Source organism: Mycobacterium sp. MMS18-G62 (assembly GCF_053877835.1).
Genome location: NZ_CM132662.1, coordinates 2,272,909 through 2,286,031, shown reverse-complemented (window position 1 = coordinate 2,286,031; position 13,123 = coordinate 2,272,909). Strand labels below are relative to the sequence as shown.

Here is a 13,123-nt window from a genome sequence, read left to right as displayed (position 1 = left end):
GGTGGTTTAGGTCGTGCCCACGGGTTCGCGGGCTGGCTGGGTGGCGCCGGGCGCCAACTTGACCGCGTGATCGGTCACCTGTTTGAGGATGTTGAGCTGCCGCTCGAGTTCGCGGATCCGGTTGTTGCGCTCGTTCTCCTCGAGCTGCACCGACGCGATCGTCTTCTGCAGCGATTCGTTGAGCGAACGGGTGGTCTGGTTGGCGATGCCGCGGTAGTGGTCGCGCAGCTGACGCTGAATACCCTTGAGCCGATCGCGGGATTCCTTGTTGACGACGAACGAGACGTCGTCGACGAACCGGCGCATGTTCATCTTCGCCTCGCTGCGCACCCGCATCATGCGGTTCTCCATGTCGTCTTTGTAGGTCTTGCGGCCCAACAGGAGGCCGGCGCCCAACGACAGCGGATTGAACATGCCCAGGCCGGCGATCGACGTCAGCATGCCGAACATCAGCACGCCGCCGTATGAGCCCCGCATGCCGGTGACCACCTTGTGCCCGGCCTTGATCGGCTTGGCCTCGAGTCTGGACAGCGACTTGATCTCACCAAGGCTGGCACCCATTTCGCGCGCATCGAGCTGGGGCATCTTGACTGCCTCGAGGCCTGCCTCGACGAACGTGCGCGCCACCTCGGCCGCGAGCACTTCGGCACGCTGATAGGCCCACACGAAGTTGTCGCCGACGGCGGTGGCGATCGCATTCTCCAGCTCGGCCCCGATCTCGGCCCAGTGCTGGGTCGGGTCGGTGGTGTCGATGACGTGCTCGGTGTGCTGGGTGATGGCACGGAACCGGCCGCGCAGGTCGTGGTCGACATCGGCGGTCAGGTCTGCGATTCCGTCGTTGAGCACCTGCTGCCACAGCGCGGTCTGCTGCAGAGCGTCCTGCGCTTCCTGTTTGCGTCGCTCCAGGTCGGCCTGCAACCGGTCGCGGGCTTCTGGGTCATTGAGCGCGGAGAGCTCGGAATCGGCGGCGAGCGTCAAATGCTCGGCGGCCGAACGAATCTCGGCGAGGACTTGATCGCGCACCCGGTCGTTCTCGCGCGACAGCACCTTCTCGCTGAGGAACTTCACGATGGCCGGGAAGTTGGATTCCTCGTTGAGTTCCTTGTCGTTGAGTTGAATGGCGTGGCTGCGCAGCAGCGACGATGCGGGAATCATCGGCAACGGCAGGCCGGCCCGCTGCAGGTGGGCCTTGTTGACGTCGACGATCTCGCGCCAATGGGGGTAGAGGTCGATCTTGGTCGCGACAATCGTTGCGACAGGGCATATTTCGAAGGCCTGCCGGATGAACGTCATTTCCGGCTCGGTGAATTCCTGGCTGGTGTCGCTGATCATCAGCATGGCGTCCGCGTCGGGAAGCAGGCCCAGTGTGGCCGAAAGATGGGGCTGCCCATGGCCGCCGACGCCCGGGGTGTCGACGAAGACGAGTCCGCCCTTGAGCAGCGGGCTGTTCGCGGTCACCGCGACCCGAAGGACCCGGCGCCCGCCCGCCGCCGGATGGCGACGCAAGTCGTTCTTGATGTCTGCGATGGGGATTTCGACGGCGTCGGGCTCGCCCTCGTCGGCGCCGGCGACGATCAACTTCGCGGTGGCCTGTTCTCCGAAGGACACCATGGTGGCCAGAACCGTCGTCTCGTCGTCGCCGACGCGTGACACCGGCACGTTCAGCAGCGAGTTGAGCAGCTGGCTCTTGCCCTGCTTGAGCTGCCCGGCGATCACCACGCGGATCTGCGGGTCGCTGATCCGGTCTTTCGCCCTGCCCAACCGCTCGACCAGATCGCCGCGATCCTGCACCTCGGCGATCTTGATGCTGTGGTCGATCAACTCGACGATGACCTTGACCTTGCGGGGGTCGTTCGGTTGCGTCATGGGGTCCCTTTAGGCAGTAGCTTTCGAAGCCGTTGGATCACCAACGGTAGGCGTGCCAACTGGCGGGGACCTGTGTTCGGTCCCCGCCAGCTGCGCTATTTCGTTGTCCCGTCGATCAGAAGTGGATTCCGGTGTCGACGTGGGTGTCGACCTGCTGGTGCACGGAGTTGTCGGTGTGCACCGAGTTGTCGTTGTGGCTGTCATGCGTGCTGTTGTCGACGTGCACCGAGTTGTCGTCGTGGTGGCTCGCGTCGACGTTGCCGCCGATGTCACCACCGTGAGTGTCGACCGTGGTGACGTCGCCGCCGCCGGTGTTGGTGGACGTCGTCTGCGTCGGTGCGATGACGACTGCGCCGCCGGACCCACCTGTCGCGTCGCCGCCGCCGCCGGAGAGGATTCCGCCACCGTGACCGCCGGCCGCATTGCCGCCGCTGGTGTCGATGTCACCGGTCTTGACGACCGGGCCCTCGTTGCCGGAGATGACATCCCCACCACCGCTGTTGTGGATGGTGCTGCTGCCATGGCTGTCGCTGGTGTTGCCGACGCCGCCGGCCTGAACGGTGGAGCCCTCGCCGGCGAGGATGTCACCGGTGTTGGCGCCGACGTTGCCGTCGCCCGTCACGTTGCCGTCGCCGTGGACGTTCGTGTTGTGGATGTCGCCCGCGTTGCCGGTGTTGATCACGCTGCCATCGGACGCGGTGTTCTTGTCGCCGAAGGTGATGTCACCGAAGTCCAGGTTGACGCCGCCCTGCTGGACGTCGTGTCCCGCCTCCGGGCTCAAGATCGGCGTGCTGTTGTGGCTCAGCGTGTCGTTGTTGCTGAAGGCCTGCGTCTCAGGAGCCCAGACGGGCGCGTACTGAGGAGTGAAGGCGATGCCGTGGGTCTCGGCAACGGCCTGCTGCAGGCCGTGCACCGGGTTCCCGCCGCCATTGATCATCGCGGCCGGAGCCACGGTGGCCGCTACCGCGTTCACCTGAGCTGCCGTCACGCCCTGAACGCCGGCGTTGGCCATTGCGCGGTCGGGGTCGTTGACGAAGGCCTGGGCCTGAACCGGGTCGCGGAAGAGGTCGAGAATCCAATCGATCACGTTGGTCATTTGTTTGGTCCTTTTCTGTGGGTGTTGCCGGGGTCTGGTCGCCGGGCTGTCCGGCGAACTGATGACTACGTTATGGAGCTGCCGGCCCAGTCGGAACGGGGTCGAAACCCCTCCCTCCATACCTACGTCTCGGGATCATGGTGGGGTCTCCATTAGGGGATTAGGGGGATACTAGGGACTATTGGACGGTCATCGGGTTCGTTGGCTGAATGCCCAGGTCCAGAACGCAAAAATGCGCGGCCTCTGCGGGCCGCGCATCTTTGTGGTTGCCGTAGGAACTAGTCGAAGATGTCGAAGCTATGCGCGTCGGCGTCCATATGCTGATCGACATCGTGATCAACCGGGGCCGAATGGCTCCAATCGTCGTCGGGGTGAGCGTCCAGCGCCGGTGCATCGTCGATTACAGGGGCGTCGAACTGCAGCGACGTGTCATCGGCACCTGTCACCGTCGGCACCTCGTGCTCAGCCAGAACATCCAGACCCGACTGCAGCGCAGCGTGCGGGTCGTCGACGAGTTGGGTGGTCACCGAATGCACGTCGTCGACTGTGACGGGTACATGGTCGTCGAAAGCGTCGAACGCGGCGGTTGCCGCGCCACTGGCCCACACGTTGCCGGCGTGATCGTCGACGACGGCGTCGGCGCCCGTAGTGGGCATCCCCATCGACAAGGACTCCGAGACGACAGGAATCAGATTGTTCACGTCGACACTGGTCACATCGCCGAGGTGCGCATCGGAGATGGCCTGTGCGGGATCAGCAGCGTACGCTGCGGCGGCGTCCGGGTCGCGGACCAACGACATGACGAAGTCGAGTAGCGAGTTTGCCATGGAACACCCTCCTTTCCATTGCTGAGATAATTGCGGCGTCAGCTCAAAGGCTTGACCTGATGCTATCCACGGACGTCGCGGCGGTGATCGGTGCGCAACCCACCTCTACCGCCCGCACGTTAGGGGACTCACCGTTAGGGGTTTCGCGCCACTAGGGGGATCTCCCTGTTCCCGAGGCTCAAAGCCGCTATCGTGGCCACAACATGAGCGACTCACTTGGGTTGTCTATTGGAATGACCAACCTGGTGGCGGCCCGCATCGGCCGTCCCCCAATCATGCGCCGATCCGTGCTCACTCTCTTCAATGATCGCGCGCCCGAGGTCGGTGTGCCCGGCGAGAACCCCAACTTGAGCCAGCCCGGGCTGGTGCTGAGTGGGTTCGTGGAGCGGGTCGGCGACCCGGTGCCGCTGGTGGCCGCCGACGGCTCGCCTCACCGCGGCGAGCGCGTGCTCGTGGAAGCCCTCGACGCGATGGCGCGCACGGTCGGCGGTGGCGCCCCGATCGCGATAGCCGTGCCCTCGCATTGGGGTCCGGCGACGGTCGGCGCGCTGCGGGGTGCACTGCGGGCCAAGCCGAGCCTCGCGCCCGACGGCGTGCCCGCCGCGCTGATACCCGATTCCGTAGCCGCGCTGTCCGCGTTGCAGGCCGCGCCGGGGTTGCCGTCGGACGGCGTCGTCGCGCTGGTCGATCTCGGCGGCAGCGGGACCAGCATCACGCTGGCCGACGCCGGCGCGAACTTCGACGCGGTCGGCGAGACGGTCCGCTACCACGACTTCTCCGGCGACCTGATCGACCAGGCACTGCTCGACCACGTCGTCGCCGGCATCGCCGAAGCCAACAACGCCGACCCCACCGGCACCCTCGGCCTCGGGTCACTGGCCCGGCTGCGCGACGAGTGCCGGCAGGCCAAGGAACGGCTCTCGGCCGAGACGGCGACGGTCGTGCCCGCCGAACTGCCCGGCTTCAACTCCGACATCCGTGTGACCCGCAACGAGCTGGAAAGCCTCGTCTCGGCGCCGCTGGCCGGGTTGCTCGCCACGATTGAAGAAACGTTGCAGCGCAACAACATTGCGGTCGCGAGCCTTTCGGCCGTCGCGACTGTCGGCGGCGGGGCCAACATACCGATCGTCACGCAGCAGCTGTCCGAACGATTGCGGGCGCCGGTCGTGACGACGCCGCAATCACAGCTCAACGTCGCGGCCGGTGCTGCATTGGTGGCCGACGCTGCCCTGGCGGCTGACGCGCCGACGGGGATGGCGGCTGCGGCCGATTCACCGCCGACGATGGCCGCCGCGGGCTGGGCGGCAGGAGCCGCGGGACTGGCGGCGGCCGAATCGGCGTCCGACGGCGCCGGGTCGGCGACGTTCCGCGCGCTGGCGTGGTCGCAGGACGATTCACCGAGCGGCGAGCCCGTGCCCTACTCGGGCGAGGACTACACCTTCGAGGCAGGCGCGACCGGCGCCCGCCCGCAGATGGAGTTCGCCCACGAAGAGGAGGGCTACGGCGAGGAGCCGCCTCCGTTGCCCTGGTACAAGCGCCCGCCCATTCTCTTCGGCGCGGCGGCAGCGGCCGCACTCCTCGCGGTCGGCGGCCTGGCGGTCACGCTCACCAGCACGAGCGGCAGCAGCAGCCCGGTGACCGAGACGGCCACGCATGTCCAAACCGGGCCTCCGCCAACCGAACCCGCCACACAGGGCGCCCCAGAGACCGTGACTGTCACTGGCCCCGACGGCCGGCCGAGCACGACGGTCGTGCCGTCGCCGACACCGTCGTCCAGCGAGACCACGACATCGCCGACGACGACCACCACCACCACTACGACGACAACCACCACGACGACCACCACCACCACGACGACAACCCCGCCCACCACCACCACGACACCGCCGACGACCACCAAGCCGCCGACGACGACGACTCAGGTGATCACGACGACGGCCGCCGCGCTGTCGCCCGTGACATCCACGCCGTGAGCCATGGTCAGACCGGCGCCCGAATCGCTGACCGACATCCCGCCGGCCGCGCGCGAGGCCGTCACCACACTGGTTGCCACCCCCACCGCGGCGGCCAAGATCCTGGTCTCCGGAGGCATCGGCACCGGTAAGAGTTCGGTTCTCGCGGCCATCCGCGCGGCGCTGCGGGCGGCAGGCGTAACAGTCCTGACAAGGCCGCCACGTGACGGCGACGATGGCGGCGCGGTGGTCATTGACGACGCCCATCTGCTCGACGACGGTGAACTCGATGCGCTGACCCAGCATGTCGCCGATCCCGCGTCGACGGTCGTGGTCGCCGCCGAACCGCTCGCGCACCGTCCGGGACTGCGCTCCCTCGCCACCGCAATGGAGCGCGAGAACCCCGTGGTTTCGCTCGGCGCTTTGACTCCGCAGGAGGTGGGCCGCACGGCGGCCGAAACACTGGGCGCCCCACCGACTTCCGAGATCGTCCGCTCGCTGATGGTCGCGACGGCCGGCCTGCCGTTCCTGCTGCGGCCCGCGCTCGCGGCCGCCGCGTCACCCGATGGCGAACCACCCGCAACGGCGATCATGCAGGCCGCCAAGTTCGCATTGATCGAGCGGCTGCGCCGGCTGGAAGAACCGGTGCTCGACGCGCTGCTGGTGTCGTCGCTCAGCCCCGAACTCGGGGCCGACGACGTCGCGGCCGCGCTTCGGGTGTCGGCTGACGACGCGCAGCGTCTGGTCGACCGCGCCCGTGCGAGCGGGCTGATCGAGCCGTCGCACAGCCAGGCCTTCCTGCGGACCGTGCATCGTTGCATCGCCCAGATCATCGGCAACGCGCGTCATCACGACACCGAGATTTCACTGCTGGTGTCCCAGATCGAATTGTCAACGCTCTCAGGTGATCTCGCGCTGCGATTGGCCGAGCATGGATTGCGCGACGACCGGCTTGCAAATGCGTTGGCGGACTTGGCTGCCCGAAGCCACGACCAACCCGCACGAGCGGCCCGGCTGTATCGCGCCGCCGCGGACGCCGGGGCGACGGCGCTGAACACACGCCTTGCCGACGCGCTCGCGTTGACCGGTGACTGCGCGACCGCGGGCCGGCTGGCCGACGAATTGCTCGGCAGCGAGGATCCCGCCGTACGAGCCGCCGCGGTGAGGATCGCCGCGAGCATCGCCATGCACGACGGCAGCGCGGCGCAGGCGGCCGACCTGTTCCGGTGGATGGGGCCGTATCCCGACGCGTTCGTCAGCGCGGCGGGTGCGATTGTGGGCGTCGCGACGGGCGATCCCGATTCGGCGAGGGCGGCGTTGAGCCCCGAAAGCGCGGGACCGCCGACGTCGACCGCCCGCGGCGCGCGCAGCCTCGCCGAAGGTCTGTTGCTGTCGCTCGATCAGCCGTTCCCCGTCGCTGTCGCGCGGCTGGGTCAGTCGATCACCGCGGAGCAGCACCAGCCCGGTGTCGCACCCGATTCGCCGGCCGCACTCGTGACGCTGGCCGCCCTGCACGGCGGCGACCCGGTTCGCGCCCGCAGTGTGATCGGCCGTGCTGTGCGAGCCGGCGGCCCAACAGGCACTGTCGATGAATCCTTCTTCTCCCATCGCCATCGTCTGCTGTTGGGCTGGGTTCGGATGCAGGACGGCCAACTGCCCGCCGCGACTGCGGATGTCGCCTCGACCGCCGACGCGGCACTGCACCGCAGGGACGCACTGTGGGCGGCGGCGTTGCAAACGGCGATCGCGCGCCGCAGCGGTGACAGCGGTGCAGTGCAGAAGCATTGGTATGCCGCGATGGAAGTGCTCGCCGAGTACTCGGTGGAGCTGTTCGCGTTGCTGCCGTTGGGCGAGCTGTGGGTCGCGGCCGCGCGGATGCGTCAGGTCGACCGGCTCGAGCACACGCTGGCGGAGGCATTCGCATTGCTTGCGTCGCTCGGCAACCCGCTGCTGTGGTCGGTGCCACTGCACTGGGCCGGCGTGCACGCAGGCATCCTGGCCAACTCACCTGAAGCGGTCGCGCCACACGGCCAGGCGTTGACCGCCGCCGCGGCCCACAGCGCGTTCGCCAAGGTGCTGGCCAACGCAGGCCGCACCTGGCTGCGCGTGTTGGCCAATCACGTCGACACCGACGAGGTGACCGTGGCGGCGCGGGGCCTGTCACAGTTCGGCCTGACATCGGATGCGACGCGGCTGGCAAGCCAAGCCGCCCTGCAGACGCCCGACGGGCGGGTGTCCGGTGCGATGCTGCAGTTGGCACGCGACCTCAAACAGACCGTCGCCGTCGACGAGGCGCCGGGGGTCGAACCCTCCGCGGCCACCGAAGTGGTGCGCAGCGCACCGTCGCGGCCCACATCCTCGAAGCTCTCGGACCGCGAGCGTGAGGTTGCGGAGTTGCTCCTGCTCGGCATGCCCTACCGCGACATCGGCAGTCAGCTGTTCATCTCGGCCAAGACCGTCGAGCACCACGTCGCCCGGATCCGACGCCGGCTCGGCGCCGAGTCGCGTTCGGAGATGCTGTCGATGCTGCGCGCGATGCTCGCGCCCCAGGGCTGAATCCCCCTACGGGCTCACATCCCCTAATCCGGAATCCCCATAGGGACCGCCCCAGCCAGGGGTCCAGCACCGGATTTGCCGGCTCACGGTTCGCCATACGGTCATTCGCATGTTCAATCCCCCAGGCAACCAGGGCCATTCACTCGGCCTTTCGGTCGGCGCGACCAACATCGCCGGCACCCGGGACGGCCGCACCGCCGCCATCCACCCCGCGGAGGTCACGCTGCAGGGACGACGGCTCACCGGCTTCGTCGACCGAGTCGGCGACCCGGTGCCGCTGGTGGCACCCGACGGCTCCAAGTACAACTCCGAGCGGCTTGTCGCCGATGCGCTCGGCGCGATGGCCGAGTCGCTGACCGGTGGCATGCCGGCCGGCGACATGGCCGTCACCGTGCCCGCGCACTGGCGCGCGCCGGTCGTCGACACCCTGCGCCGCAACCTGCGCAACGGCGTGCCGGTGGTGTCGGACGCCACCGCCGCACTGACGGCTCTGCGGGCCAAGCCCGGGCTGCCCTTGCGCGGCGTCATCGTGCTGTGCGATTTCGGCGGCAGCGGCACGAGCATCACGCTTGCCGATGCGGCGTCGAACTATGCACCCATCGGCGAGACGGTCCGCTTCTCTGACTTCTCCGGTGACCAGATCGACCAGGCCCTGCTGAGGTACGTCGTCGTCGGGCTATTGGACTCGTCGCAGGCCGATCCGGCGAGCACCGCGATGGTCGGCTCACTGGCGCGGCTACGCGACGAATGCCGGGGCGCAAAGGAGCGGCTGTCCGCCCAGACGTCGACGACGATCGCGGCCGACGTTCCCGGGTACCGCGGCGATATCCGCGTCACGCGTACCGAGCTCGAAGACCTGATGCAGCCGCCACTCGCGGATTTCCTTGCCGCGCTTGACGAGACGCTTGCGCGCAATCAGGTGCCCGCGGAAGGTGTTTCAGCCGTGGCGACGGTCGGCGGAGGCGCGCGCATTCCGCTGATCACCCAGCAGCTGTCCGAACACCTGCGTGCGCCCGTCGTGACCACACCGCACCCGCAACTCACCGCGGCCGAAGGGGCCGCCCTGATCGCACAACGCGCCCGGATCGTCGACACCGCAACCGCGCTGACACCGGCGGCCGCGACCGCCGCGGCCGCTCCCGCTGCGACGCACGCGACCGTGTCGCTGGTTTCCCACGAGGAAGCGTTGGCCTGGTCTGAAGACGACGCCAGCGAGGACGTGCTGCCGTACAGCGATGTCACGGACTCCCGCCCCGAGGTGAATTTCCGTCACGAGGAATGGCAGGACGAGGAGCCGCCACGACGCGGCCCGCTTGTGCTGTTCGGTCTGTCCGCGGTCGCCGCGGCCGTCGCCTCGGCGGTGTTCGGCTTCACCTTGCTCAACGACACCACCACGACCCCGGTCGACGCGGCAGCCACCGCCACGTCGACCGCTCCAGCGCCTGCGGCGCCGGCGCTTCTCCCAGCACCCCCGGCGCCGCAGGCCCCCCAAGTAGTCACGACTGTCGTGATGCAGAAGCCCGCCCAGCGGTCATACCCCCAGCAGCCGCGAACCCAGGCACCTGCAACCCAGCAACCGCCGGCACCGCCGACGACGACAGAACCGACGACCACCACCCCCACCACGACAACCCCGACGACTACGACCACGACACCACCGACCACCACCACTCCGCCCACAACGACGACGCCGTCGCCACCGCCGATCGACCCCGGCACGGGCGGCGCGGGCGGGACGACACCGCCTCCGATCGACCCCGGGACTGGCGGCGCCGGGACGCTTCCGAAATCGCCTCCCGTCGATCCGGGCACGGGCGGCGGAGGGACCACAACCGCACCCGGAGCCTAGTTAGGGCAGCCTTCGTAGCGACGTTTCCGCGCAAGATGCAACTATGAGCAGGCATCAAGCGAAAGTTACCGACCAGTAACATACCGTTAGTTACTGTTGAGTAACTTAGGAATCGGGAGGCACGCGGTGGATACCCAGATGCTGATCAGGCTTGTCGTCGGGCTAGGACTGACAGCACTAGTCCTGGTGTTCGCCGCCAAGCGTGTCCTGTGGCTGACCAAGCTGATCCGTTCGGGGCAGTCCACCAGCGACGAGCACGGGCGCAAGGACCACCTCGGCACGCGCATCACCACCCAATTCAAAGAGGTGTTCGGGCAAACCCGGTTGCTGCGCTGGTCGATCCCCGGCCTGGCCCACTTCTTCACGATGTGGGGCTTCTTCATTCTCGCGTCGGTCTACCTCGAGGCGTACGGCCTTCTGTTCGTACACAACTTCCACATCCCGCTGATCGGCCGCTGGGACGCGCTCGGCTTCCTGCAGGACTTCTTCGCCGTCGCCGTGCTCCTCGGCATCATCACGTTCGCGATCATCCGCATCGTGCGCGAGCCCAAGAAGCATGGCCGCGACTCGCGGTTCTACGGATCGCACACCGGCGGCGCCTGGCTGATCCTGTTCATGATCTTCAACGTCATCTGGACCTACGCCCTGGTGCGTGGCGCCGCGGTGAACACCGAAACGCTGCCGTATGGCAACGGTGCCTTCTTCTCGCAGCTGATGGGCTGGGTCCTGCATCCGCTCGGCCACACCGCCAACGCCTGGATCGAGACGATCGCGCTGCTGCTGCACATCGGCGTGATGCTGGTCTTCCTGCTGATCGTGCTGCACTCCAAGCACCTTCACATCGGCCTGGCGCCGATCAACGTCACGTTCAAGCGGCTGCCCAACGCCCTCGGCCCGCTGCTGCCGGTGGAGTCCAACGGCGTCCCGATCGACTTCGAGGATCCCGCCGAGGACGCGGTGCTGGGCCGCGGCAAGATCGAGGACTTCACCTGGAAGGGCTACCTCGACTTCACCACATGCACGGAGTGCGGCCGCTGCCAGTCGCAGTGTCCGGCGTGGAACACCGGAAAGCCGTTGTCGCCCAAGCTCGTGATCATGAACCTGCGCGACCATCTCTTCGCGAAGGCGCCGTACATCCTCGGCGACAAGGAGACCCCGCTGGAGAACACCCCGGAGGGTGGCCTCGGCGAGGAACTCCGCGGCGAGAAGCACGACGAGGAACACCACGTCCCCGAATCCGGTTTCGAGCGGGTGATGGGCTCCGGACCCGAGCAGGCCACGCGTCCGCTGGTGGGCACCGCCGAGCAGCTCGGCGTCATCGACCCCGACGTGCTGTGGTCCTGCACGACGTGCGGTGCGTGCGTCGAGCAGTGTCCTGTCGACATCGAGCACATCGACCACATCGTGGACATGCGCCGGTACCAGGTGATGATGGAGTCCGAGTTCCCGTCCGAACTCGGTGTGCTGTTCAAAAACCTTGAGACCAAAGGCAATCCGTGGGGTCAGAACGCCAAGGACCGCACCAACTGGATCGACGAGGTCGACTTCGACGTGCCGGTGTACGGCAAGGACGTCGAATCCTTCGAGGGCTACGAGTACCTGTTCTGGGTGGGCTGCGCCGGCGCGTACGAGGATCGCGCGAAGAAGACCACCAAGGCCGTCGCCGAACTGCTCGCCACTGCGGGCGTGAAGTTTCTGGTGCTCGGCGAGGGTGAGACCTGCAACGGCGACTCGGCGCGTCGCTCCGGCAACGAGTTCCTGTTCCAGCAGCTGGCCGCCCAGAACGTCGAGACGCTCAACGACCTGTTCGAAGGCGTGGAGCGGGTGGACCGCAAGGTCGTCGTCACCTGCCCGCACTGCTTCAACACGCTGGGCCGCGAGTACCCGCAGGTGGGCGGCAACTACACCGTGCTGCACCACACGCAGCTGTTGAACCGGCTGATCCGCGACAAGAAACTCGTGCCCGTCAGCCCTCCCGACGGCGGCAAGGACATCACCTACCACGACCCGTGCTACCTGGGCCGGCACAACAAGGTCTACGACGCGCCGCGTGAACTCATCGGAGCCTCGGGCGCGAAGCTCACCGAGATGCCCCGCCACGCCGACCGCGGCCTATGCTGCGGTGCTGGCGGCGCGCGGATGTGGATGGAAGAACACATCGGTAAGCGCGTGAACCACGAACGCGTGGAAGAGGCGCTGGACACCGGCGCATCGGCGATCGCGACGGGCTGCCCGTTCTGCCGCGTGATGATCACCGACGGTGTCGACGACGTCGCCGCGGCCAACGATATACCGAAGGCCGAGGTGCTCGACGTGGCTCAGCTGCTGCTGGGGTCACTCGACAAGAGCTCGGTCACGCTGCCCGAAAAGGGCACGGCCGCAAAGGAATCCGAGGCGCGCGCCGCCAAGACCGCACCGAAGGCAGACGCCGGAACGACCGTGGCCGAGCCCGAAGCCAAACCGGAGCCCAAGGCCGACACTGCCGCCACCGAAACCAAGCCCGTCACCGGCCTCGGTATCGCCGGTGGCGCCAAGCGTCCCGGTGCGAAGAAGACGGCGGCCCCCGCCCCCGCCCCCGCCGCCGAAGCGCCGGCGGCCACAGCACCGCCCGCCAAGGGCCTCGGCATCGCCGCAGGCGCCAAGCGTCCCGGCGCGAAGAAGGCCGCACCCACGGCTGCTGCCGAACCCGCCCCGACCGCAACGGAACCCGCGTCGACCGCCGCCGAGCCCGCATCCACGGCGGCCGAGACGCCGGTCAAGGGCCTCGGTATCGCGGCGGGAGCCAGGCGCCCCGGCGCAAAGAAGGCACCCGCGGCACCGAAACCCGCTGCGCCGCAACCCGAACCGCAGTCCGACGGCGAATCGGACTCTGAGCCTGAGCCTTCCGCCGATGGCAACGGAGAGAAGCCCGCGCCGCCGGTGAAGGGTCTTGGCATCGCGAAGGGTGCGCGCCCGCCCGGCAAGCGGTAGTCGGCAC

General features: G+C 67.9%; 7 protein-coding genes. 4 read left to right on the top strand and 3 right to left on the bottom strand.

Features of this window, described 5'->3' with window-relative positions; genetic code table 11:
• Positions 1 to 6: 6 nt before the first annotated feature.
• From ACWW36_RS11350 to ACWW36_RS11340, 3 genes are all read right to left on the bottom strand, one after another.
• Positions 7 to 1,866: a dynamin family protein gene (locus tag ACWW36_RS11350; protein ID WP_456141629.1), complete on the bottom strand. Its 1,860-nt coding sequence runs from the start codon at positions 1,864 to 1,866 to the stop codon at positions 7 to 9.
• Between the two features lie 115 nt (positions 1,867 to 1,981).
• Positions 1,982 to 2,962 (bottom strand): IniB N-terminal domain-containing protein, encoded by a 981-nt coding sequence (locus tag ACWW36_RS11345; RefSeq protein ID WP_456141628.1) that lies wholly within the window; start codon positions 2,960 to 2,962, stop codon positions 1,982 to 1,984.
• Positions 2,963 to 3,240: 278 nt separating this feature from the next.
• Positions 3,241 to 3,789 (bottom strand): Rv0340 family IniB-related protein, encoded by a 549-nt coding sequence (locus ACWW36_RS11340; protein ID WP_456141627.1) that lies wholly within the window; start codon positions 3,787 to 3,789, stop codon positions 3,241 to 3,243.
• A gap of 203 nt (positions 3,790 to 3,992) precedes the next feature.
• On the opposite strand from ACWW36_RS11340, the gene ACWW36_RS11335 reads away from it, so the two are divergent.
• The 4 genes from ACWW36_RS11335 (at position 3,993) to ACWW36_RS11320 (ending at position 13,116) form a co-directional block, all read left to right on the top strand.
• Positions 3,993 to 5,762, top strand: a complete 1,770-nt coding sequence (locus tag ACWW36_RS11335; RefSeq protein WP_456141626.1) for an Hsp70 family protein — start codon at positions 3,993 to 3,995, stop codon at positions 5,760 to 5,762.
• A 3-nt stretch (positions 5,763 to 5,765) separates the two neighbouring features.
• A complete protein-coding gene (gene iniR, locus ACWW36_RS11330; protein ID WP_456141625.1) occupies positions 5,766 to 8,297 on the top strand; it encodes an isoniazid response ATPase/transcriptional regulator IniR in 2,532 nt (843 codons plus the stop codon).
• A gap of 109 nt (positions 8,298 to 8,406) precedes the next feature.
• Positions 8,407 to 10,146: an Hsp70 family protein gene (locus tag ACWW36_RS11325; RefSeq protein WP_456141624.1), complete on the top strand. Its 1,740-nt coding sequence runs from the start codon at positions 8,407 to 8,409 to the stop codon at positions 10,144 to 10,146.
• A gap of 138 nt (positions 10,147 to 10,284) precedes the next feature.
• A complete protein-coding gene (locus ACWW36_RS11320) occupies positions 10,285 to 13,116 on the top strand; it encodes a (Fe-S)-binding protein (protein ID WP_456142449.1) in 2,832 nt (943 codons plus the stop codon).
• Positions 13,117 to 13,123: the final 7 nt, after the last annotated feature.

What these genes read in the sequence shown, in the direction of transcription:
- ACWW36_RS11350 (WP_456141629.1), bottom strand. Translation starts at nt 1,866, where the DNA reads ATGACGCAACCGAACGACCCCCGCAAGGTCAAGGTCATCGTCGAGTTG.
- ACWW36_RS11345 (WP_456141628.1), bottom strand. Translation starts at nt 2,962, where the DNA reads ATGACCAACGTGATCGATTGGATTCTCGACCTCTTCCGCGACCCGGTT.
- ACWW36_RS11340 (WP_456141627.1), bottom strand. Translation starts at nt 3,789, where the DNA reads ATGGCAAACTCGCTACTCGACTTCGTCATGTCGTTGGTCCGCGACCCG.
- ACWW36_RS11335 (WP_456141626.1), top strand. Translation starts at nt 3,993, where the DNA reads ATGAGCGACTCACTTGGGTTGTCTATTGGAATGACCAACCTGGTGGCG.
- iniR (WP_456141625.1), top strand. Translation starts at nt 5,766, where the DNA reads ATGGTCAGACCGGCGCCCGAATCGCTGACCGACATCCCGCCGGCCGCG.
- ACWW36_RS11325 (WP_456141624.1), top strand. Translation starts at nt 8,407, where the DNA reads ATGTTCAATCCCCCAGGCAACCAGGGCCATTCACTCGGCCTTTCGGTC.
- ACWW36_RS11320 (WP_456142449.1), top strand. Translation starts at nt 10,285, where the DNA reads ATGCTGATCAGGCTTGTCGTCGGGCTAGGACTGACAGCACTAGTCCTG.